A 22,307-nucleotide genomic window follows, 5' to 3' on the forward strand; every position below is an offset into this window, starting at 1 on the left:
GTGGGATCCGGCAGGCGTTTCCGGTGTGAGGATAAGGCGCATGCCTGCCTATGACCTCGCGAACCGGCTTGTCGTCGGTGTCGCCTCCAGCGCCCTGTTCGATCTGCGGGAGTCCGACGCGGTGTTCAGGCAGCAGGGCGAGGAGGCCTACCGGGCCTACCAGGAGGAGAACCGGGACCGCACGCTGCGTCCCGGGGTGGCGTTCGCGTTCATCCGCAGGCTGCTCTCGCTCAACGACCTGGGAGAGCCGGGCGATCCGCTGGTCGAGGTCATCATCCTCTCCCGCAACGACCCCGACACCGGGCTGCGGGTCATGCGCTCGATACAGGCCCATCACCTGCCCATCAGCCGGGCCGTGTTCATGCAGGGCCGGTCCCCGTACAAGTTCATGCCGGCGCTGAACATGTCGCTGTTCCTGTCCGCGAACGGCGACGATGTGCGGGAGGCCGTTGCGGCGGGGCTGCCCGCCGGGCATGTGCTCGGGGCGGCGTACCCGGACGACGAGGCGGACCGGGAGCTGCGGATCGCGTTCGACTTCGACGGGGTGCTCGCCACCGACGCGGCCGAACAGGTCTACCAGGCCGAGGGGCTGGAGGAGTTCCGGGCGCACGAAGCGCGCAACGCGGCGACTCCGCACGACGCGGGGCCGCTGCGCGACTTCCTCGCCGGGGTGAACCGGATCCAGAACCGGGAGGAGGAACGGCGCAGGGCGCACCCGGAGTACGAGATGCGCGTGCATGTCTCCATCGTGACCGCGCGCAACGCCCCGGCGCACGAGCGTGCCGTGAACAGCCTCAAGCAGTGGGGCGTGCGGGTCAACGACGCGTTCTTCCTCGGCGGCATAGACAAGGGCGCCGTGATGAAGGTGCTGGACCCGCACATCTTCTTCGACGACCAGGTGACGCACCTGGAGAGCACGGCACGGACGACCCCGAGCGTGCATGTGCCGTTCGGCGAGATCAACGCACGCTGAGGCCCGGGGGGTTCGCGCCGCGCGGCTCAGGCGGCCCGCGCGCCGTCCTCCTGCTCCGCCTCGATGCGGGCGTTCCACTCGCGCTTGGAGGCCTGCCAGCCGTCCTCGTTGTGACCGAGGCGCCAGTAGCCGGAGATCGAGAGGTCCTCGCGCGGGATGCGCAGGTCGACCCGGAGCATCCGGCGCAGCTCCTTCACGAAGCCGGCCTCGCCGTGCACGAAGGCGTGCAGGCGGCCCTCGGGGAACTCCAGGGCGCGTACGGCCTCCAGCAGGGCGGCGCCGACCGGGCGGTCCCCGCGGTGCAGCCAGACGATCTCCGCGGCGGAGTCGATCTTCTGCTCCTCCTCGGGCCCGGCGACCTCCACGAAGGCGTGGGCGCGCGCGTCGGCGGGCAGCGTCTCCAGGGCGCGGGCGATGGCGGGCAGCGCGCTCTCGTCACCGACGAGCAGATGCCAGTCGGCGTCCGGGTCGGGGGCGTAGGCGCCGCCGGGGCCCGTGAAGCGCAGGCTCTCACCGGGCCGGGCGCGCAGCGCCCAGGGGCCGGCCAGGCCCTCGTCGCCGTGGATCACGAAGTCCAGGGTCAGCTCGCGGTGCTCGGCGTCCCAGTCGCGCACGGTGTAGGTCCGGGTCACCGGCCACTGCTCGCGCGGGAACTCGGCGCGGATCCGCTCCAGGTCGAAGGGCTCCGGGTAGTTGACGCCCGGGGGGCCGAACAGGAGCTTCACATAGTGGTCGGTGTAGGTGTCCGCCGCGAACCCGGCGAGTTCGTCGCCGCCGAGCACCACGCGCTGCATGTGCGGGCTCAGCCGCTCGGTGCGCACCACCTGGGCGGTATGGACCTTGCGCGGCTTTCGTTCCGGACGCTCTGCCATCACGGCCTCCTGCGAACTGGGTTAGGTATACCTAAGTTAACATCTCTCCTTACGGCCCGATCTTCCTTTGTGATTCAACGGTCGTGCTTTGCTCGAAAATTGCCGATCTGACGGCCCCGTTTACGAGGTGGACGCGCGGTTCCTACGCGCTCAGCGTCGTCAGCAGCCGCTGGAGCGAGCCGCCCAGACCCCACCGGGCCGCCAGCTCGTCCAGGCCCGCCGGATCGCGCGGGGCGCCCGGCAGCGCGGTGTCCACCTGCGGCAACGGCACATCACCGGCCACCCGCACCACCTCCGGCGCCACCGCGAGATACGGCCGCGCCTCGGTCAGCCGCTTGCGCTGCGAGGGCGTGAGCTTCGCCTTCGGGTCGTCCGCGGCCGCCATGATCCCGGCCAGGTCGCCGAACTCCGCGAGCAGCTTGGCGGCCGTCTTCTCGCCGATCCCGGGCACGCCCGGCAGTCCGTCGCTCGGGTCGCCGCGCAGCAGCGCCAGGTCCGCGTACCCCCGTCCGTCGACGCCGTACTTCTCGCGCAGCACCGCCTCGTCGGTCACCTGGAGGGTGCCCACGCCCTTGAGCGGGTACAGGACCCGCACGCCGCGTCCGTCGTCCACCAGCTGGTACAGATCGCGGTCGCCGGTGACGATGTCGACCGGGCCCGCGGCGCGGGCGGTGAAGGTGCCGATCACGTCGTCCGCCTCGTAGTCGGCGACCCCGACGCGGGCGATGCCGATCGCGTCCAGCACGGATTCGATGACCGGCACCTGCGGGGCGAGGGTGTCCGGCACCTCCTCCGCGTCCGGGGCGCCGGTGTGCTCCTCGGCGACCCGGTGCGCCTTGTACGTGGGGATCAGCTCGACCCGCCACTTCGGCCGCCAGTCGGCGTCCATGCAGGCCACCAGGTGGGTGGGCCGGTGGTCCTTGACCAGGCGGTCGATGAAGTCCAGCAGTCCGCGCACGGCGTTCACCGGGGTGCCGTCCGGCGCCCGCACGGAGTCGGGGACGCCGAAATAGGCGCGGAAGTACAGCGAGGCGGTGTCGAGGAGCATCAGTCGTCCGGTCACGCTTCGCATCATGCCGTACGCCACTGACAGTCACTCATGGATCACCCTCGCGCACCTTTCGTCCTGGAACGCGTTGCGCGATACGCATCGCGGTGAGCCCGGCCACCTATCAGTTTGCCTTTGCTTGACCTGGGAAGGCGCGCCCTCAGGAGCGAAGTAGTGCGTTTTTCAACTGTCGGGCCCCCTCGGGTCCCGGCTTTCTGACCGCCGTACGGCTTCGCCTCCTGTCCCCTGTTCCCGAGACAAGAGGTTCGCGTGCAAGCCAGGCTTGAGGCGGAGCACCTGTTCAAGGTGTTCGGCAGACGACCGGACGAAGCGGTGGAGCGCCTGAAGAAGGGCGCCGACCGGGAGGAGCTGCGCGCCGACGGCACCATGGCCGCCGTGATCGACGCGTCCTTCCGTGTCGAGGCCGGCGAGATCTTCGTGGTCATGGGCCTGTCGGGCTCCGGCAAGTCCACCCTGCTGCGGATGCTCAACGGCCTGCTGGAGCCGACCGCGGGCAGCGTGCGCTTCGACGGCGAGGAACTCACCGCCCTCGGCGACCGCGGCCTGCGCGAACTGCGCTCCCGGAAGATCAGCATGGTCTTCCAGCACTTCGCGCTGTTCCCGCACCGCAGCGTCCGCGAGAACGCCGCCTACGGCCTGGAAGTGCAGGGCGTGCCCCGCGCCGAGCGCGAACGCCGCGCCGACGAGGCGCTCGCCCTGTGCGGCCTGGCCGGCTGGGAGAAGTCCTGGCCCGACGAGCTGTCCGGCGGCATGCAGCAGCGCGTCGGCCTCGCCCGCGCCCTGGCCACCGACGCCGACCTGCTGCTCATGGACGAGTCCTTCAGCGCCCTGGACCCGCTGATCCGCCGCGACATGCAGGACCAGCTCCTTGAGCTCCAGAAGACGCTGAAGAAGACCATCGTCTTCATCACCCACGACCTCAACGAGGCCATGCGCCTGGGCGACCGCATCGCCGTCATGCGCGACGGCCGCATCGTGCAGACCGGCTCCGCCGAGGACATCCTGCTGCGCCCCGAGAACGACTACGTGGCCTCCTTCATCCAGGACGTCGACCGCTCCCGGGTGCTCACCGCGGGCGCCGTCATGGACACCGAGCTGCGCGGCGACGAGGCCGACTGCGCCTGCGAGACGGCGACCCCCGACACGCCGTTCACCGAGCTGTGCGCGATCAGCGCCCGGCTGCCGCACCCGGTCGCCGTCCTCGACGCCGGCCGCACCCTCGTCGGCGTGGTGCCCCGGCAGCGCTTGGTGGGCTTCCTCGGCGACGAACAGGGCGAGCCCACCGCCTGCGACGGCTCCGGCAACGACGGGAAGAAGGTGATCGGCCGTGCCTAGGCTGCCCCTCGGCGACTGGGTCGACTCCGGTGTGAACTGGCTGGTCGGCCACCTCTCCTGGCTCTTCGACGCCATCAAGGCCGTCATGGAGGGCATGTACAGGGGCATCGACGCCGTCCTCGGCGCGCCCACGCCGCTGCTGATGGCCGGCATCCTCGCCGTCCTCGCCTGGTGGCTGCGCGGACTGCTCGCCGGTGTCCTCGCCTTCGCCGGATTCGCCCTGGTCGACTCGCTCCAGCTGTGGGACCAGGCGATGTCGACGCTCGCCCTGGTCCTCGTGGCCACCGTGATCGCCCTGGTCATCTCGATCCCGCTGGGCATCTGGGCGGCCCGCTCCAAGGCGGTCGGCGCCGCCGTACGGCCCGTCCTGGACCTGCTCCAGACGATGCCCTCCATGGTCCTGCTGATCCCGGCCATGCTCTTCTTCGGGCTCGGCACCGCGGCCGGTGTCGTGGCCACCCTGATCTTCGCCCTCGCCCCCGGCGTCCGGATGACCGAACTGGGCATCCGCCAGGTCGACGCCGAACTGGTCGAGGCCGCCGAGGCGTTCGGCACCACCCCGCGGAACATCCTGTGGCGCGTCCAGCTGCCGCTCGCCCTGCCCACCATCATGGCCGGCGTCAACCAGGTGATCATGCTGGGCCTGTCCATGGTCGTCATCGCCGGCATGGTCGGCACCGGCGGCCTCGGTGGCGCCGTGAACGAGGCCATCGGCCAGCTCGACATCGGCTACGGCTTCGAGGCCGGTGTCGGCATCGTCGTCCTCGCCATCTACCTGGACCGCATCACCGGCGCCATGGGCACCCAGCTGTCCCCGTCCGGGCGCCGCGCCGCCGCCAAGGCGCCCGCGCGCGTGTGGTCGTACCGCCCGCGTCCGGTCGTCGCCGTCGTCGGGATCGTCGTCCTCGCGCTCGCCGCGGGCGGCATCGGCGTCTTCGGCCCCAACGGCACCACCTCCGAGGCCTCCGGCGCCGATGTCGGCAAGGGCAAGGAGATCAAGATCGGCTACATCCCCTGGGACGAGGGCATCGCCTCCACCTTCCTGTGGAAGGAGATCCTCCAGGAGCGCGGCTTCAAGGTCACCACCACCCAGTACGCGGCCGGCCCCCTCTACACCGGCCTCGCCACCGGGCAGATCGACTTCGAGACCGACTCCTGGCTGCCCACCACGCACGCCGAGTACTGGAAGAAGTACGGCAAGCAGCTCGACGACATCGGCAAGTGGTACGGCCCCACCTCCCTGGAGCTGTCCGTCCCCTCCTATGTGAAGGACGTCAACTCCCTGGCCGACCTCAAGGCGCACGCCTCCGAGTTCGGCGGGAAGATCGTCGGCATCGAGCCCAGCGCCGGCGAGATGAGCCTGCTCAAGACGAAGGTCCTCAAGGAGTACGGCCTCAGCGGCAGCTACCAGGTGATCGACGGCTCGACCCCGGCCATGCTCGCCGAGCTCAAGCGCGCCTACGCCCGCAAGCAGCCGGTCCTCGTCACCCTGTGGTCCCCGCACTGGGCCTACAGCAGCTACGACCTGAAGAAGCTCCAGGACCCCAAGGGCGCCTGGGGCAAGGGCGACGGCGTGCACACCCTGTCCCGCAAGGGATTCGCCGGGGACAACCCGCAGGTCGCCGACTGGCTGAAGAACTTCTCCATGACCGAGAAGCAGCTCACCGGCCTGGAGGCGAAGATCCAGGGGGCCGGCAAGGGCAAGGAGCAGGACGCGGTCCGCTCCTGGCTGCGCGCGAACCCCGGCCTGGTCGACAAGTGGGCGCCGGTCTCCGGCACACAGACCAAGGGATGACCCACGACCGGGCGGCCGGGTGACCCGACCGGCCCGGACCGGCCCGCCGAGGGGCGGACGGCACCGTACGACGATGGGGTACGGAGCCGTCCGCCCCTCGGCGCGTTCTCGGGGCGGGGAGTCCACGTCCCCTACGGGCGGAATCCGGCCAATCACCCAGCGTGATGAGTCTGGCTGGTGGGCATGTTCATCCCCGGGGAGGAAGCAGCGGGGGACCCCTTCGGGGCCGCCGACGCCTGGCGCGAACGTGAGGGTAGGGGGTATTCGGTGAGACGGGGATGTGACACGCGCATGAAACCGTTTGCCGAACATGCGTAGGGTGCAGTGAAGCCAATTGAGGAACCCACACGAGCGAGGGAGGGAGCCGGAGCGATGGGCGACCACAAAGAGCAGCAGCCCGTACGGGTGGGCGCGGCGGTCCGGCGGCGCCGGCGTGCCCTGGAGTTGACCCTCGCGGTCGTCGCCGAGCGCACCGGCCTGTCCGTGCCCTTCCTCAGCCAGGTGGAGAACGACCGGGCGCGGCCCAGCAGCACTTCCCTGGAGAAACTGGCCGACGCGCTGCGCACCACGGCCGTCGAACTGCTCGCCGCGGCGGACCCGGCGGCCACCGTCGACCTGGTGCGCGCCGAACCGCTCGCCGAGGGCGACTTCGCCCCCCGCACCCGCAATCTGGTCCGCGGCCACCATCAGCTGCACGCCTCCGAGTTCACCGGCGACCATGACGCGGGACGCGAGTTCCAGCATCGCAATGACGAGTTGATGTACGTCGCCGACGGCGCCGTCGAGATCGAGGCCGAGGGCCGCGCGTACCGCCTCGGCCGCGGCGACACCCTGTATCTCACCGGCGGAGTCAGACACCGCTGGCGGGCGACCGTGCCGGACACCCGGATCATCGTGGTGGCGGTGGCCGAGCACATCGAGGCCGTGCGGGACCGGTCCCGGTGAAACGCGTCGTCTCCCTGGTCCCCTCGCTCACCGAGGCGGTGGCCGAGACGCTGCCCGGAGCGCTCGTCGGGGCCACGGACTGGTGCAGTCATCCGGGGGAGCTGGACGTCGTCCGGATCGGCGGGACCAAGAACCCCAAGGTGGAGCGCATCATCGAGCTCGCGCCCGATGTGGTGATCGCCAACGAGGAGGAGAACCGCGTCCCCGACCTCGACGCGCTGCGCGCGGCGGGCCTCGATGTCCTGGTCACCGAGGTGCGGACCGTGCCGGACGCCTTCGGGGAGCTGGCCCGGGTGCTGGCGGCCTGCGGGGCGCCCGGGCGGCCGGGCTGGCTGCGGGAGGCCGAGACGGCGTGGCGCGCGCTGCCGGAGCCGGCCGAGCGCCGGACGGCGGTCGTACCGATCTGGCGCAGGCCCTGGATGGTCGTCGGCCGGGACACCTTCGCGGGCGATGTGCTCTCCCGCCTCGGCGTCGACCATCTGTACGCGGACCATCCGGAGCGCTACCCCCGCATCCCGCTGGACGAGCTGGTGGCGGCGGCCCCGGACGTGGTCGTCCTCCCCGACGAGCCCTATCGCTTCACCGCCGAGGACGGCCCGGAGGCCTTCCCCGGCCTTGCCTGCGCGCTGGTCAGCGGGCGCGATCTGACGTGGTACGGCCCGTCGCTGGCGTGGGCGCCCCGGGTGCTGGGCGAGGCCCTGCGAGCAGCTCACCGCTGAGCAGTCCGCGCACCGTGCCGGACGCCGCCGCGAGCCAGGCCGCGACGAGCAGCACGTACAGCGCGACGGACAGCGCCTGGAACGCGGTGAGGGAGGTGTGCCGGGTGAGGGCGGCCGCGCCGGTGACACAGGTGCCCACCGGGAAGGTGGCGCCCCACCAGGTCATCGCGAACCCCATGCCCTGGCGGCGGGCCCGCACCAGATGGGCGACGGACAGCGCCAGCCACATCAGCGCGAAGCCCATCACGGGCACGCCGTAGAGCACGGAGAACACGGCGAGGCCGTGCGCGTAGGAGGCCGGTACGACCCCGGGCGCGGCGTTCGCGATCGAGCCGAGGGCGGTGGTGGACTGCCCGAGCGGGCCGAGGACCAGGAACAGGGTCGGGGTGAGCGCGAGCGCCAGCGGGCCCGAGGTGATCAGCCGGCCGAGGACCAGCGGCAGCATCAGCAAGGTGGCGAACAGGCTCAGTCCGAACATCGCGAGACAGGCCAGCAGCAGGGTCGCGCGGGGCTGGCCCGGCGGCAGATGCGGCACGAGCAGCGGGCCGAGCGCGGCCGACACCATCGGCGCGACCAGCGGCAGCAGCCACACCGGGGACGCCTGGGAGGGCTCGATACGGTGCCGTACGGACATCAGGTACGGCACGGCCACGGCCGCCCACAGCCCGATCGCCGTGCCCGCCGTGTACAGCACGGTGTCAAGGGCGACGGCCGCCGGGGTGCCGAGCCAGTCGTGTCCCGCGGTCAGCGCGCCGCCGCCGACGGCCAGCAGGGCCATGGAGAGACAGCCGTAGAACGGGGCCATCGCCGGGTCGAGGAGATGGGCACGGGCCTGGTCGCGGTGGTGGATCCAGTGCAGGGCCCGGGCCGCCAGCAGGGTCACCAGCATCAGCAGCGACAGCGCCCAGACCGCCGCGAGCAGGGTGTGCAGCGCGCCCGGCAGGTCCATCGGCAGCGCGGTGCCCGCGGTGCCGACGGCGGCGGTGCCCATGACGGAGGCGTACCAGTTCGGGCCGAGATGGCGGAGCCGGGCGGCACGGGGCGCGCGGGTGGCGGGAAGGGGTTGGGCAACGGTGACCATGGCATCAACCGTGCCCGGGGGAATGGTCCCTGACCAGGGATTTCCCTTCTATGAGGGCATAAGCTGGTCTTATGAGCGAGGTGGAGGGGCCCGGCGGGCGGGGCGAGGGTACGGGGTCGTTGGCGCACCGCGTACCGGATCTGGCGGCGCTGGAACTGCTGCTCGCCGTGGCGCGGCTGGGGAGTCTCGGCGCGGCGGCGCGGGAGGTCGGGATCACCCAGCCGGCGGCGAGCAGCCGGGTCCGGTCGATGGAACGGCAGCTGGGGGTCGCCCTGGTGGACCGCTCCCCGCGCGGCTCCCGGCTCACCGACGCGGGTGTGCTGGTGACGGACTGGGCGCGGCGGGTGGTGGAGGCGGCGGCGGCGTTCGACGCGGGGGCGCGGGCGCTGCGGGACCGGCGGGACTCACGGCTGCGGGTGGCCGCGAGCATGACCATCGCCGAGTATCTGCTGCCGGGCTGGCTGCTGGCGCTGCACGCCGAGCGCCCGGACACCGCGGTGTCGCTGCTGGCCGGGAATTCGGCGCGGGTGGCGGAGCTGCTGCGGTCGGGCGAGGCGGACCTGGGGTTCGTGGAGGGGCTTTCCGTGCCCGCGGGGCTCGACGCGGTGGTGATCGGGCACGACCGGCTGATCGTGGTGACGGCGCCGGGGCATCCCTGGGCCCGGCGCCGCCGGCCGCTCTCGCCGCAGGAGCTGGGGGAGACCCCGCTGATCCTGCGGGAACGGGGATCGGGGACGCGGCAGGTGCTGGACGCGGCGCTCGGGGGGCTGGCGCGGCCGTTGATCGAGCTGTCGTCCACCACGGCGGTGAAGGCGTCGGCGGTGAGCGGTGCGGGACCGTCGGTGCTCAGCGAACTGGCGGTGCGGGAGGAGCTGGCGCTGCGGCGGCTGGTCGCGGTGCCGGTGGAGGGGGTGTCGCTACGACGTGACCTGCGCGCGGTGTGGCCGAAGGGACACCGGCCGACGGGACCGGCGCGGGATCTGCTGGCTCTGACGCGGGCGTGAGCGGGGGCGGTACGGGGGTGGGGACGCCTGCCCGTGCCGACGGGGGCGGCACCCCGGAAGCCGACGGTGCTGCGGTTCGCCAGGGGTGCGGGGAACTGCGCGAGTGGCCACTTGCGGCCCGCAGCTGCCCACCGGGCCCGGCTTTCGGCGGCGGCTTCCAGTCGGCCCCGGGAAGGGGCGCGGGGAACTGCGGCGGCTTCCAGTCGGCCCCGGGAAGGGGCGCGGGGGACTGCGCGAGTGGCCACTTGCGGCCCGCAGCTGCCCACCGGGCCCGGCTTTCGGCGGCGGCTTCCAGTCGGCCCCGGGAAGGGGCGCGGGGGACTGCGCGAGTGGTCACCTGCGGCCCGCAGTCGCCCGCCGGGCCGGGCTTTCGGTGGCGGTTTCTGGTCGGTCCCGCGGCTGAGGTGCCCTGAAGGGGCGCGGGGAACTGCGCGAGTGGCCACCTGCGGCCCGCAGTCGCCCACCGGGCCCGGCTTTCGGCGGCGGTTTCCGGCTGGTCCCGGTGCTGAGGTGCCCTGAAGGGGCGCGGGGGACTGCGCGAGCGGCCAGGACGGACCCGCGGCCGGCCACCGGCCCCGGCGCCGGCCCCCGTGGCGCGGACGAATCAGCCCGCTGCCCGCACCAGCCCCTCCATCACCCGCAGATCCTCCCCCATCTCCGGATGCCACTGCACCCCCAGCACCCACCCCCGCCCGGCCGGTAGTTCCACCGCCTCCACCGTGCCGTCCTCCGCATGCGCCGACGGCACGAGATCGCGGCCGAGGAGGGAGACCGACTGGTGGTGGTACGTGGGGACCGACACCCTCTCGGGGGCGAGGGAGGCGTACAACGTGCCCGGTACCGGCTCGACGGGGTGTGTGCCGAAGGTGCCCACCACCTCCGCGTGCCCCTCCAGGTGCTGGACCAGCGTCCCGCCGAGCGCCACGTTCAGCAGCTGCATGCCCCGGCAGATACCCAGCAGCGGTGTGCCGGAGGCCAACGCGGCACGGATCAGGGCGAGTTCCCAGGCGTCGCGGGCCGGGGCCGGCGGCCCGGTGCGGGGGTCGCGGTCGGCGCCGTAGTGCACCGGGTCCACGTCCGGGCCGCCCGCGACGACCAGACCGTCCAGCCGGGCGACCGCCGCCGCGGCGAGCGAGGGATCGTCCGGCGGCAGCATGCAGGCGAGGCCCCCGGCCCGCTGGACCAGTCGCGGATACGCGGCCGGCAGCAGCGCGGCCGCCAGCTCCCAGACGCCCCAGCGCGCCCCGGCCTCCAGATACGTGCTCACACCGATCAGCGGTCGTCCGCCCACGCCAGCCTCCAAAAGGTATATGAGAATACCTTTGCAGAATCCGCTTACGTCAGGAAGCCCCGCAGCAGCGCCGCCGTACCCGCGCAGTGCTCCCGCATCATCTCCCGCGCGCCGTCGGCGTCCCCGTCGAGCACCGCCTCCACCAGCGCGGTGTGCTGCCGCTGGGAGTGCTCCAGATTGCGCACCAGCAACGGGATGCAGTCCAGCAACTCGTTGACCTGCGCCCGCACCGCCGCGTACTGGGCGGTCAGTGAGGGGGAGCCGCACAGCTCGGCCAGGGTCAGATGCAGCAGCGTGTCCAGGCGCCGGTAGTCGGCCAGCGGCGCCTCGTGCGTCTCGGCCAGCGCCTCCCGCAGCAGCCCGGCCTGCTCCCCGGTCAGTCCGTGCGCCGCGCACAGCCCGGCCGCGCCCACCTCCAGCACCTCCCGGAACCGCAGCACGTCCTCGACGTCGACCGCCGCGATCCGCCGCCGCAGCTCGTCCTCGCCACCGGCGTCCGCGCGGGGCAGTACGAACGTTCCGCCGTACCGCCCGCGCCGCGCCTCCACCAGGCCCTGGTCCTGGAGCACCTTCAGCACCTCGCGCAGCGTCACCCGGCTGATCCCCAGCCGCTCCGCCAACTCCCGCTCCGCCGGCAGCCGTTCGCCGCCCGGCACCAGGCCGAGCCGCACCACCTGGAGGATCTGCTCCAGGGCCTCCTCGAAGCCGTTGCCCGCCCGCACCGGCCGCAGCACCGGGGCGAGCCGGTCGCCCACCCCGTGCCACTCCGTATGAGACGACATCCGCCGTACCCCCTTCCCAAGCAATGGTTCTTGGCAATACCTTATGGCTCCCGGCCCGGCCGAAGAAGCGCGAAGGCGCCCAAGGAGGCTTTTCCGTGGCAGACCGCACAGCCCCGCTCCCCGTCGAGGAACTCCGTGCCCTCGTGGAAAGCGGTGAGATCGACACTGTCGTCCTGGCGTTCCCCGATATGCAAGGGCGCCTCCAGGGCAAGCGGTTCGCCGCCCGGTTCTTCCTCGACGAGGTACTGGAACACGGCACCGAGGGCTGCAACTACCTGCTCGCCGTCGACACCGAGATGAACACGGTCGACGGTTACGCGATGTCCTCCTGGGAGCGCGGCTACGGCGACTTCGCCATGCGCCCCGACCCCGTCACCCTGCGCCGCATCCCCTGGCACCCCGGCACCGCCCTGCTCGTCGCCGACCTCGCCTGGAGTGACGGCGCCCCGGTCGTCGCCGCCCCCCGGCAGATCCTGCGCCGCCAGCTCGACCGGCTCGCCGGACTCGGCTACACCGCCCAGGTCGGCACCGAGCTGGAGTTCATCGTCTTCAAGGACAGCTACGAACAGGCGTGGGACGCGGGATACCGGGGGCTGACCCCGGCCAACCAGTACAACATCGACTACTCGATCCTCGGCACCGGCCGCATCGAGCCCCTGCTGCGCCGGCTGCGCAACGACATGGCGGGCGCCGGACTCACCGTCGAGTCCGCCAAGGGCGAGTGCAATCCCGGGCAGCACGAGATCGTCTTCCGCTACGACGAGGCGCTCACCACCTGCGACCAGCACGCCCTGTACAAGACCGGCGCCAAGGAGATCGCCGCCCAGGAGGGCGTCTCGATCACCTTCATGGCCAAGTACAACGAGCGCGAGGGCAACTCCTGCCACATCCACCTCTCGCTCACCGACGCCGACGGCACCAACGCCATGGCGGGCCCCGACGGGATGTCCGAGGTGATGCGGCACTTCCTCGCCGGACAGCTCGCCGCCCTGCGCGACTTCTCCCTGCTCTACGCCCCCAACATCAACTCCTACAAGCGGTTCCAGCCCGGCTCCTTCGCCCCCACCGCCGTCGCCTGGGGCCACGACAACCGCACCTGCGCCCTGCGGGTGGTCGGCCACGGCAGCTCCACCCGCTTCGAGAACCGCCTGCCGGGCGGCGACGTCAACCCCTACCTCGCCGTCGCCGGACTGGTGGCCGCGGGCCTGTACGGCATCGAGCAGCGGCTCGAACTCCCCGAGCCCTGCCCCGGCAACGCCTACACCGCGGGCTTCGCGCACGTCCCCACCTCCCTGCGCGAGGCCGCCGAGCTGTGGGAGAACAGCCCGATCGCCAAGGCCGCCTTCGGCGACGAGGTCGTGGCCCACTACAGCAACATGGCCCGCGTCGAGCTGGAGGCATTCGACGCCGCCGTCACCGACTGGGAGCTGCGCCGCTCCTTCGAACGCCTGTGAGCACGCCCGCCCCGAGCCCGCTCACCCGCCCGTTCGCCCGCCCGTGAAAGGTCGATCCGTGTCCGACTCCGACGAGTTGAAGGTCCTCAACCCCGCCACGGAAGAGGTCCTCGCCACCGTCCCCGCCGCCACCGCCGAGGACGTCGACGCCGCCGTCGTACGGGCCGTCCGCGCCCAGCACGGATGGGCCGCGCTCGCCCCCGCCGACCGGGCCCGGCTGCTGCGCCGCTTCGCCGACACCGTCGACGCCCACCTGGAGGAACTCGCCCGCCTGGAGGTGAGCGAGGCCGGGCACACCCTCGGCAACGCCCGCTGGGAGGCCGGCAACGCCCGGGACCTGCTGGAGTACGCGGCCGGCGGCATCGAACGCCTGCTCGGCAAGCAGATCCCGGTGCCCGGAGGCTGGAACATCACCTTCCAGGAACCCCTGGGGGTGGTCGGGGTGATCGCCCCCTGGAACTTCCCCATGCCGATCGCCGCCTGGGGCTCCTTCCCGGCGCTCGCCGCGGGCAACGCAGTCCTCCTCAAACCCGCCGAGACCACCCCGCTCACCGCCCTGCGGCTGGCCGAACTCGCCCTGGCCGCGGGCCTGCCCGAGCACCTCTTCCAGGTGCTGCCGGGCCACGGCCACATCGCCGGGCGCGCCCTGGTGGACCACCCGGACGTGGCCAAGATCGTGTTCACCGGGTCCACCCGCACCGGCCGCGAGGTCATGGAGCGCTGCGCCCGCCTGGTCAAACCGGTCACCCTGGAACTCGGCGGCAAGAGCCCCAACATCGTCTTCGCCGACGCCGACCTGAGCACCGCCCTCGACCCGTTCTCCTTCCTGGACAACTCCGGGCAGGACTGCTGCGCCCGCACCCGGATCCTCGTCCAGGAGACCGCCCTGGACGAGGCCCGGGACTTCCTCGCCGACGCGCTCGCCGCCGTCGTCGTGGGCGACCCGGCCGACGAGAAGACCCAGATGGGCCCGCTGATCTCGGCGGCACAGCGGGAGCGCGTACGGTCGTACGTCCCCGCCGGCGCCCCCGCCCTGCGCGGCAGCGCGCCCGACGGACCCGGCTTCTGGTTCCCGCCGACCGTCCTGGTGGGGGAGCGGCACGACAGCCCGGCCGCCCGCGAGGAGATCTTCGGGCCCGTCGCCGTCCTGCTCCCCTTCACCGACGAGCGGGACGCGATCCGCCTCGCCAACGACACCCCCTACGGGCTGGCCGGCTCCGTCTGGACCCGCGATCTCGGCCGCGCCCTGCGGGTCTCCGGGGGCGTGCGCGCGGGCAACCTGTCCGTCAACTCCCACTCCAGCGTCCGCTACTGGACCCCGTTCGGCGGCTACAAGCAGTCCGGCCTCGGCCGTGAACTCGGCCCCGACGCCCTGACCGCCTTCACCGAGACCAAGAACGTCTTCATCAGCACGGAGGGCCCCGCACAGTGACCGACAACAGTGTTTGCCGCCGCCTGGTCGGCCGTACCGCCGTCGTGACCGGAGCCGGCAGCGGCATCGGCCTCGCCACCGCCCGCCGCCTCGCCGCCGAGGGCGCCCATGTCGTCTGCGCCGATGTGGACGAGGTCCGCGGCAAGGCCGCCGCCGAGGAGGTGGGCGGGCTCTTCGCCAAGGTCGACGTCACCGACCCCGAGCAGGTCGAGGCGCTGTTCAAGACGGCGTACGACACCTACGGCAGCGTGGACGTGGCCTTCAACAACGCGGGTATCTCCCCGCCCGACGACGACTCCATCCTGGAGACCGGCCTGGAGGCGTGGAAGCGCGTCCAGGAGGTCAACCTCACCTCCGTGTACCTGTGCTGCAAGGCCGCGATCCCCTATATGCGCCGCCAGGGCAAGGGCTCCATCATCAACACCGCGTCCTTCGTGGCCCGGATGGGCGCGGCCACCTCCCAGATCTCGTACACGGCCTCCAAGGGCGGCGTCCTCGCCATGTCCCGTGAACTGGGCGTGCAGTTCGCGCGCGAGGGCATCCGGGTCAACGCGCTGTGCCCCGGCCCCGTCAACACCCCCCTCCTCCAGGAACTGTTCGCCAAGGACCCGGAGCGGGCCGCCCGCCGGCTCGTGCACATCCCGGTGGGCCGGTTCGCCGAGGCCGAGGAGATCGCCGCCGCGGTCGCCTTCCTGGCCAGCGACGACTCCTCCTTCGTCAACGCCACCGACTTCCTGGTGGACGGGGGCATCGCGGGCGCGTACGTCACGCCCGTGTAAGCCCCCCTCTCAGGGGCTCAGAGGAAGGTGTGCCCCTCGCCCCGGTACGTGGGCACGGTCGCCGTCACCTCGTCGCCCTCGACGAGGTGCAGCGACGCGAACCGCTCGCACAGCTCGCCCGCCTTGGCGTGCCGGAACCACACCCGGTCGCCGATCAGCAGATCGTCGGCGGGCGAGCCGAGCAACGGGGTCTGCACCTCGCCGGCCCCCTCCTGCGGGTCGTACTTCAGCCCTTCCGGCAGATACGGCACCGGCGAGCGGTCGGGGCCAGCCGCGCCGGAGGCCGGGTAGCCGCCGCCGAGCACGGTGACGACGCCCACGCCCGGCCGCCGTACCACCGGCAGCGCGAAGAGCGCCGCCGGACGGCCGCTGAAGGACGTGTAGTTGTCGAACAGCCGCGGCACGTACAGCCCGGAGCCGGCCGCGATCTCGGTGACGGCGGACTCGGCTGCGGTGTGCTGCACACTGCCGGTGCCGCCGCCGTTGACGAACTCCAGGTCCGGCGCGACGGACCGCACCGCGCGCACGGCCGCGCCGCGCCGCTCGGCCAGCTCCCGGCGGGCGGCGGCCTGCATCAGCCGGATCGCCCGCGACCGCAGCGGCCGCCCGGCGACCGCGTCACCGACTCCCGCGATATGACCCTCGTAGGCCATCAGTCCGACCAGCCGGAACCCGGGGCGTTCGGCCACCACCCGTGCGACCTCGGCGAGTTGGGCGGGGGAGTGCAGCGGGGAGCGGCGGGCGCCGACCCGCACCCGGCCGCCGAACAGCTTCAGGGAGGTGTCCAACTCCAGGCATATCCGGACCACCTCGCGCCCGTCGCCGCGGGCCGCGTCGATCAGGTCGAGCTGGGCGGGGTCGTCCACCATCACGGTGACGGCGGCGGCGAGCTTGGGATCGGCGGTCAGTTCGGCGAATCCGGAGCGGTCGGCGCAGGGGTAGGCGAGCAGGATGTCGTCGAAACCCGAACGCGCCAGCCACAGCGACTCGGCGAGGGTGAACGACATGATGCCCTGGAAGCCGTCCTTGGCCAGCACCCGCTCCAGCAGGGCACGGCAGCGCACGGACTTGCTCGCGACCCGTACCGGCTTGCCGCCGGAGCGGCGGACCAGATCGGCCGCGTTGGCGTCGAAGGCCTCCAGGTCCACGAGCGCCAGCGGCGCTTCGAGATGGGCGGTGGCCCGGTCGTACCGGGCCCGGTCGGCGGCACGCGCAGTCATGCCGGAAGCCTGCCAGAAGGGATTACCGCAGGGTAGGGGGACGTTCCGGGCAAGTGCCCCGGCCTCCCGTACTGGTTCCGCCCCGGCCCCCGACAACCCGTAGAGTGACGCGCACGTACGACGGACCCGCCCGGGACGGGGGCCCGGTCGTACGGGTACGAGGAGACGGCCCGGGTCGCGAGGAAACGGGGAACGCATGACCACGGAAGCACGCCACTCCTCCCTGCCACCGGGCCCACCGCCCTCCTCCGGCCCCCGCGCGGGCGCCGGTTGGAACGCGGGCAGCGGCATTCCGGGTGGCGTTCCCGGCGCGGACGGGCGACGGGTCACCGCCGCCGCTCCCCTGGGGGACGACCCCGGTGACGAGCCGTCCGTCTTCGCCCCGCGCGGCCCGGGGAACGGGACACCCCGGAGCCGTACCGTCCCCGAGGCCGTCGACCCCGTGAGCCCTCCGCCGCCCCCCGCCTCGGCCCGCTTCCCCGACACCCCGCCCCGCGCGGCGCGCCCGCGCACGGAGACCGACGCGCCGCGCCCCGCGCACGCCGACGAGGGGAGTACGGGTACGGGGGGTACCGGCAGCGGTCCCGGCGATCGCGCCGGTGCCGGGGGCTCCGGGCAGCCCGGTGCGGGCGGTTCCGTGCCATGGGATCGGCAGGCGGGGCGTACCGAGGTGCCCGCGCGGACCGCCCCCGGGACGGCGACCCCGCCGACCGCGGAGGACACCTCCGAGACGACCGCCCGGCTCCGGCCGGTCCCTCCCGGCCCCCCCGCCGCCGCCGCGAACCCGCCCGGCGCCGCGCCCGCTTCCGGCACGCCCGCGGGCGCTCCCGCGAGCACTCCTCCCACGGACGCGCCGGCGCATGCGACCCGGCCCAGCACTCGATGGCACCCCCAGCCGCCCGCCCCGCGCGCCCCCGACATCGCCCGGACCCGGGGAAGCGCCGCCCGGCCCCATGTCACCCTCGGGGAACCCGACCTGTTCCGGACGCGCAGACGGGGGCGGGCCGTCGTCGCCGGGGTCTGCCTGGTGCTCGGGATCGGGCTCATCGGCGGTGCCGCGGCCGGGAGTTGGATCGCGGAGGACCACGAGGACAGCGCGGCGCGGGGCTTCGCCGCGGCCGTACCCGTGTGGCACAGCGTGCCCGTCGACACCTTGTTCCCGCCCGTCGTGCAGGGAGCGGGAGACGGCCCCGGCGGGGCGGACCGGACCTGGACGCGGATCGCCGTCGCCCCGGACAGCGGCTGCGCCGACGCGTTCGACCCGCTGCTGTGGAAGGTCCTCGCCGACGCGGGCTGCCGCCGGCTGCTGCGCGCCACCTACACGGACGCCACCCAGAGCTATGTGACCACCGTCGGCCTGCTGTTCACCAGGGCCGATCCCGCTGGCATGTCCGCGCTCGCCACCCGCTTCCGCACCCAGCACCTCACCGAACGCCCCGACCTGATGCCCCGCCCGTATGCCGCGCGGAACACCCCCGCGGCCGGGTTCGGGGACGACCAGCGCGCCACCTGGACCATCTCCGTGCGCACCGACGCCCCCGTCGTCGTCTACGCCGTCTCGGGCTGGGCGGACGGCCGGAGCGTGGACACCCCCCAGCCCGCCGCCGACGCCGTGCGGGCCGGTGCCACCACCGCGCAGGCCCAGTCCGGTCTCGGCGACGAGGCCCAGGGACTGTCCGGGCAGATAGCGCAGCGGCTGCGCCGGACCGTCGGCTCCGCCGCCACGAACGCCACGAAGAGACCCTCATGAAGCGTGCCTGCGGGGCCGCGGTGAGCGCTCTGCTCGCCGGCGCCCTCACCCTGCTGCCCACCGCCGCCGCCCACGCCGACGGCATCCGCGCCCAGCAGTGGGGCCTGTCCGCCCTCCACCTCGACCAGGCCTGGCACACCACCAGGGGCCAGGGCGTCACCGTCGCCGTCCTCGACACCGGCGTCCAGGAGGACCACCCCGACCTGGTCGGCAATGTGCTGCCCGCCAAGGACATGATCGGATTCGGCGCCCGGCCCGGCGACCGCACCTGGGGACGGCACGGCACCGCCATGGCCGGCATCATCGCCGGACACGGCCATGGGCCCGGCGGCGCCGACGGCGTCATGGGCGTCGCCCCCGAGGCGAAGATCCTTCCCGTACGGGTGATCCTGGAGGACAGCGACCCCGCCCGCGCCAAGGCCCGCACCACCCGCGGCACCGCCCTCGCCGACGGCATCCGCTGGGCCGCCGACCACGGCGCCGACGTCATCAACCTCTCCCTAGGCGACGACTCCGCCTCCGCCCACCCCGAACCCGGCGAGGACGAGGCCGTGCAGTACGCCCTGAAGAAGGGCGTGGTCGTCGTCGCCTCCGCGGGCAACGGCGGCGACAACGGCGACCACGTCTCCTACCCGGCCGCCTACCCCGGCGTCGTCGTCGCCACCGCCGTCGACCGCTACGGCACCCGCGCCGCCTTCTCCACCCGCCGCTGGTACGCCGCGGTCAGCGCGCCCGGCGTCGACGTCGTCATCGCCGACCCCGACCACAAGTACTACGAGGGCTGGGGCACCTCGGCCGCCTCCGCCTATGTCTCGGGGGTCGCCGCACTGATCAAGTCGGCCCGCCCGGGGCTGAGCCCGGCCCAGATCAGGACGCTCCTGGAGGACACCGCCGACGCCCCGCCGGCCGGTGGCCGCGACGACTCCCGGGGCTACGGCACGATCGACCCGGTGGCCGCCCTGGCCGCGGCCGACCGCCTCGAACCCGAGAAGCTGAGCCCGGCGTCGTACCCCCACGAGTACTTCGGCCCCGGCCCCGACGCGCCCCGGGCGACCGGATCCGCCGCCGACTGGGCGGCGCCCCTCGCGGGCAGTGCCGGCGGGGTGCTGCTGGTCGTGGGCGTGATCCTGTGGCGCGGCCGCAGACAGCCCTTCTGAGACGGGCGCCGGGCCGCCGCCGAGCCCTGCCGTTTCCCCCGATAGGGTCGGTGACCGTGGCGAACAAGAACATCCCCGACTCCGGTTACTCCGACGACGACGGCTCCGCCGATCCCCGGCTCGGTGCCGCGCTCGCCGCGTGGGCCGAGGACCGCACCGCCGTCGGACCGGTCCTCCAGGCGCTGAAGGGCGCCCGGCTGCTGGTCCCCGTCGTCGCCGTCCTCGGTGAGGTCGAGGAGGACGATCAAGAGGGGCGCAAAGCTCGTCACAAGGGTGGTGGGAGACGGGTGGGCGGGCTGCGCCGTGAGAAGACCAGCGACATGGCGGTACCCACGCTCAAGGCCGGCGGCCGTACCGCGCTGCCCGCCTTCACCTCCACCGACTCCCTCGCCCGCTGGGACCCCGAGGCCCGCCCGGTCGCCGTACCCCTGCACCAGGCGCTCCAGGCCGCCGCGCACGAGAAGGCCGACACGGTGGTGCTGGACCTCGCGGGGCCGGTGCCCTTCGAGCTGACCGGGCCCGCGCTGCTCGCCCTCGCCGAGGGCCGCACCAGCACCGACCCGCTCGCCGACCCGGCCGTGGCCGAGGCCGTGCGTACGGCGGTGGCCGCCGAACCCGCCGTACGGCGCGCCCACCTGGTGCCCGGCCCGGCCGACGGCACCCTCGCCCTCGTCCTCGACCCGGCCGCGCCGCCCGCCGAGACCGCCCAGGCGATCGCCGGCCGGCTCGCCGCCGACGAAACACTGAGGGCCCGCCTGGTGCGCGGTCTCGACCTGGCACTGCTGCCGGCCGGGACGACGCCTCCGGGCGAGCCCCTGTACGTGAGGGAATAGCTCAGCTGTAGATCGGGCCGGTGTACTTCTCGCCCGGCCCCTGGCCCGGCTCGTCCGGGACGATCGAGGCCTCGCGGAAGGCCAGCTGGAGCGACTTCAGACCGTCGCGCAGCGGAGCCGCGTGGAAGGAGCTGATCTCGGTCGCGCCGCCGTCCAGCAGACCGGCGAGGGCGGTGATCAGCTTGCGGGCCTCGTCCAGGTCCTTGAACGTGTCGCCCTCCTCGCTGAGCCCGAGCTTCACGGCGGCGGCGCTCATCAGGTTGACGGCGACCGTCACGATCACCTCGACGGCGGGGACCTCGGCGATATCGCGGGTCATCGCGTCGAAGTCGGGGTTCTCGGCAGGGGTCTCACTCATGCCCCTCACCCTAAGGCGGGATTACGGCTTTACGGTTACGGGCTCCCGATTAGCCCTTGTCAAGCCATCCTGCTAATCTGGTGGGCGACCGGCCGGACGTAGGTATGCACCTATTGCTCGGCCCACAAGTGGAGGCTCCGATCTCCCACCCGATCCGTCCCCCGGGACGGCGGGTCTCCGGTCAGGCGGCCGCCATCGTTCCGTACGGACGATGGAGTCGCCCGATTCGCGCCCCGCGTTCATCGCGGCGGTGCTCCGGTAGTCAGGAGCCCCGCCTGTGATCGTCCGGGGCATTTTTTGTGCCTCGGCGCGGTTGGTCGGACGAACACAGACGTTACGCGGCAGTCCGCCAGGCCGTCGCGTGGTGCTATCGAGGAGGATCCATCAGCGCCGAGCCCCGCATCAACGACCGGATTCGCGTTCCCGAGGTGCGACTTGTCGGTCCCAGTGGCGAGCAGGTCGGCATTGTGCCGCTCGCGAAGGCACTGGAGCTTGCGCAGGAGTACGACCTGGACCTGGTCGAGGTGGCGGCGACCGCCCGTCCGCCCGTGTGCAAGCTCATGGACTACGGGAAGTTCAAGTACGAGTCGGCCATGAAGGCCCGTGAGGCGCGCAAGAACCAGGCGCACACGGTCATCAAGGAGATGAAGCTCCGGCCGAAGATCGACCCGCACGACTATGACACCAAGAAGGGTCACGTCGTCCGGTTCCTCAAGCAGGGCGACAAGGTCAAGATCACGATCATGTTCCGTGGTCGCGAGCAGTCCCGGCCCGAGCTGGGCTACCGACTGCTCCAGCGGCTCGCGGAGGACGTCCAGGACCTCGGTTTCGTCGAGTCGAACCCGAAGCAGGACGGCCGAAACATGATCATGGTTCTCGGTCCGCACAAGAAGAAGACCGAGGCGATGGCCGAGGCCCGTCAGGCGCAGGAGGCCCGCAAGGCCGACGCGAAGGCGAACCCCGGCAAGTCGCAGAACGCGGCCGAGGCGTCGTCCGAGGAACCCGTCGAGGCTGTCGAGGCCGAGGCGTCGTCCGAGGAAACTGCCGAGGCGTGATCCCGGGGAGCCTCACGGCTCCCGAGGATGTAACCGAAACAAGAGCGACGCTCCACCGTGCCCGGTTTTCGCGACCGGGCACCGGAGCGCCACCGACGAGGAGAGAACGGCGCTATGCCGAAGAACAAGTCGCACAGCGGTGCCAGCAAGCGCTTCAAGGTCACCGGCTCCGGCAAGGTGCTCCGCGAGCGCGCCGGCAAGCGCCACCTGCTTGAGCACAAGTCGTCCCGCGTGACGCGCCGCCTCACCGGCAACGCCGAGATGGCCCCGGGCGACGCCGCGAAGATCAAGAAGCTTCTCGGCAAGTGACGCCGCGGCGCTCGACGAGCGCCGTGCGTCTGGACCGGGACCCAATCGTTTCCGGGTCGTGTGAGGACACCCACGACCCCGCTACAAGGAGTTA

At 72.7% G+C, this 22,307-nt stretch carries 21 protein-coding genes; 14 read left to right on the forward strand and 7 right to left on the reverse strand.

Features of this window, described 5'->3' with window-relative positions; all coding sequences use genetic code 11:
- Positions 1–40 precede the first annotated feature (40 nt).
- On the forward strand, positions 41–973 hold the full coding sequence (locus tag HEP81_RS30605; protein ID WP_037651237.1) for a 5'-nucleotidase: 933 nt from the start codon (positions 41–43) through the stop codon (positions 971–973).
- Positions 974–999: 26 nt separating this feature from the next.
- On the opposite strand, the gene HEP81_RS30610 is transcribed toward HEP81_RS30605, so the two are convergent.
- Together HEP81_RS30610 and HEP81_RS30615 are read right to left on the reverse strand one after the other, a co-directional pair.
- On the reverse strand, positions 1,000–1,845 hold the full coding sequence (locus HEP81_RS30610; RefSeq protein WP_037651235.1) for a siderophore-interacting protein: 846 nt from the start codon (positions 1,843–1,845) through the stop codon (positions 1,000–1,002).
- Between the two features lie 142 nt (positions 1,846–1,987).
- Positions 1,988–2,917: a 5'-3' exonuclease gene (locus tag HEP81_RS30615; protein WP_243279832.1), complete on the reverse strand. Its 930-nt coding sequence runs from the start codon at positions 2,915–2,917 to the stop codon at positions 1,988–1,990.
- A gap of 246 nt (positions 2,918–3,163) precedes the next feature.
- Here HEP81_RS30615 and HEP81_RS30620 point away from each other — a divergent pair, with 246 nt between their 5' ends.
- The 4 genes from HEP81_RS30620 to HEP81_RS30635 all read left to right on the forward strand — a co-directional run bounded on the left by HEP81_RS30620 (position 3,164) and on the right by HEP81_RS30635 (position 7,708).
- The gene (locus HEP81_RS30620; RefSeq protein ID WP_037651233.1) at positions 3,164–4,249 is read left to right on the forward strand and encodes a quaternary amine ABC transporter ATP-binding protein; all 1,086 of its coding nucleotides are present in this window, start codon (positions 3,164–3,166) and stop codon (positions 4,247–4,249) included.
- Positions 4,242–6,044 (forward strand): ABC transporter permease/substrate binding protein, encoded by a 1,803-nt coding sequence (locus tag HEP81_RS30625; protein WP_037651232.1) that lies wholly within the window; start codon positions 4,242–4,244, stop codon positions 6,042–6,044. Before HEP81_RS30620 ends, HEP81_RS30625 begins: the two co-directional genes overlap by 8 nt.
- A gap of 372 nt (positions 6,045–6,416) precedes the next feature.
- Positions 6,417–6,989, forward strand: a complete 573-nt coding sequence (locus tag HEP81_RS30630) for a helix-turn-helix domain-containing protein (RefSeq protein WP_037651230.1) — start codon at positions 6,417–6,419, stop codon at positions 6,987–6,989.
- Positions 6,986–7,708 carry a helical backbone metal receptor gene (locus tag HEP81_RS30635; protein ID WP_037651229.1) on the forward strand — a complete coding sequence of 241 codons (723 nt, stop codon included), beginning with the start codon at positions 6,986–6,988 and terminating at the stop codon, positions 7,706–7,708. Before HEP81_RS30630 ends, HEP81_RS30635 begins: the two co-directional genes overlap by 4 nt.
- Here HEP81_RS30635 and HEP81_RS30640 read toward each other — a convergent pair.
- Positions 7,620–8,789 (reverse strand): TDT family transporter, encoded by a 1,170-nt coding sequence (locus HEP81_RS30640; protein WP_037651228.1) that lies wholly within the window; start codon positions 8,787–8,789, stop codon positions 7,620–7,622. The two genes, HEP81_RS30635 and HEP81_RS30640, sit on opposite strands and share 89 nt — an antisense overlap.
- 71 nt (positions 8,790–8,860) lie before the next feature.
- Here HEP81_RS30640 and HEP81_RS30645 point away from each other — a divergent pair, with 71 nt between their 5' ends.
- The gene (locus HEP81_RS30645) at positions 8,861–9,793 is read left to right on the forward strand and encodes a LysR family transcriptional regulator (protein ID WP_037651226.1); all 933 of its coding nucleotides are present in this window, start codon (positions 8,861–8,863) and stop codon (positions 9,791–9,793) included.
- 604 nt (positions 9,794–10,397) lie between these two features.
- Here the strand turns inward: HEP81_RS30645 and HEP81_RS30650 are convergent.
- Both HEP81_RS30650 and HEP81_RS30655 read right to left on the reverse strand, forming a co-directional pair.
- Positions 10,398–11,084, reverse strand: a complete 687-nt coding sequence (locus HEP81_RS30650) for a gamma-glutamyl-gamma-aminobutyrate hydrolase family protein (RefSeq protein WP_037651221.1) — start codon at positions 11,082–11,084, stop codon at positions 10,398–10,400.
- A gap of 44 nt (positions 11,085–11,128) precedes the next feature.
- Positions 11,129–11,866: a FadR/GntR family transcriptional regulator gene (locus HEP81_RS30655; protein ID WP_037651220.1), complete on the reverse strand. Its 738-nt coding sequence runs from the start codon at positions 11,864–11,866 to the stop codon at positions 11,129–11,131.
- 95 nt (positions 11,867–11,961) lie between these two features.
- Here HEP81_RS30655 and HEP81_RS30660 point away from each other — a divergent pair, with 95 nt between their 5' ends.
- From HEP81_RS30660 to HEP81_RS30670, 3 genes are read left to right on the forward strand one after another with little or no spacing between them, the layout of a single operon-like run.
- Positions 11,962–13,320 (forward strand): glutamine synthetase family protein, encoded by a 1,359-nt coding sequence (locus HEP81_RS30660; protein ID WP_037651219.1) that lies wholly within the window; start codon positions 11,962–11,964, stop codon positions 13,318–13,320.
- Between the two features lie 58 nt (positions 13,321–13,378).
- Positions 13,379–14,752 (forward strand): aldehyde dehydrogenase family protein, encoded by a 1,374-nt coding sequence (locus tag HEP81_RS30665; protein WP_037651217.1) that lies wholly within the window; start codon positions 13,379–13,381, stop codon positions 14,750–14,752.
- Positions 14,749–15,531, forward strand: a complete 783-nt coding sequence (locus tag HEP81_RS30670; protein ID WP_037651215.1) for a 3-oxoacyl-ACP reductase — start codon at positions 14,749–14,751, stop codon at positions 15,529–15,531. Before HEP81_RS30665 ends, HEP81_RS30670 begins: the two co-directional genes overlap by 4 nt.
- Positions 15,532–15,548: 17 nt before the next feature.
- Here HEP81_RS30670 and HEP81_RS30675 read toward each other — a convergent pair whose 3' ends face one another.
- Positions 15,549–16,751: an amino acid deaminase/aldolase gene (locus tag HEP81_RS30675; RefSeq protein WP_037651345.1), complete on the reverse strand. Its 1,203-nt coding sequence runs from the start codon at positions 16,749–16,751 to the stop codon at positions 15,549–15,551.
- A 196-nt stretch (positions 16,752–16,947) separates the two neighbouring features.
- Here HEP81_RS30675 and HEP81_RS41700 point away from each other — a divergent pair, with 196 nt between their 5' ends.
- From HEP81_RS41700 to HEP81_RS30690, 3 genes are read left to right on the forward strand one after another with little or no spacing between them, the layout of a single operon-like run.
- Entirely contained in the window at positions 16,948–18,501 is a 1,554-nt protein-coding gene (locus tag HEP81_RS41700; protein ID WP_243279632.1) for a hypothetical protein, read from the forward strand.
- On the forward strand, positions 18,498–19,658 hold the full coding sequence (gene mycP, locus HEP81_RS30685) for a type VII secretion-associated serine protease mycosin (RefSeq protein ID WP_037651213.1): 1,161 nt from the start codon (positions 18,498–18,500) through the stop codon (positions 19,656–19,658). Before HEP81_RS41700 ends, mycP begins: the two co-directional genes overlap by 4 nt.
- A gap of 56 nt (positions 19,659–19,714) precedes the next feature.
- Positions 19,715–20,491 carry an SseB family protein gene (locus HEP81_RS30690; RefSeq protein WP_037651341.1) on the forward strand — a complete coding sequence of 259 codons (777 nt, stop codon included), beginning with the start codon at positions 19,715–19,717 and terminating at the stop codon, positions 20,489–20,491.
- A gap of 1 nt (position 20,492) precedes the next feature.
- On the opposite strand, the gene HEP81_RS30695 is transcribed toward HEP81_RS30690, so the two are convergent.
- Positions 20,493–20,849, reverse strand: a complete 357-nt coding sequence (locus HEP81_RS30695) for a DUF1844 domain-containing protein (protein ID WP_037651211.1) — start codon at positions 20,847–20,849, stop codon at positions 20,493–20,495.
- Positions 20,850–21,232: 383 nt separating this feature from the next.
- Between HEP81_RS30695 and infC the strand changes: the two genes are divergently transcribed.
- Entirely contained in the window at positions 21,233–21,904 is a 672-nt protein-coding gene (infC, locus tag HEP81_RS30700; RefSeq protein ID WP_161257709.1) for a translation initiation factor IF-3, read from the forward strand.
- A gap of 114 nt (positions 21,905–22,018) precedes the next feature.
- The gene (gene rpmI / locus HEP81_RS30705) at positions 22,019–22,213 is read left to right on the forward strand and encodes a 50S ribosomal protein L35 (protein WP_004933563.1); all 195 of its coding nucleotides are present in this window, start codon (positions 22,019–22,021) and stop codon (positions 22,211–22,213) included.
- Positions 22,214–22,307: the final 94 nt, after the last annotated feature.

It is taken from the genome of Streptomyces griseofuscus (assembly GCF_014673495.1).
GTDB lineage: Bacteria > Actinomycetota > Actinomycetes > Streptomycetales > Streptomycetaceae > Streptomyces > Streptomyces murinus.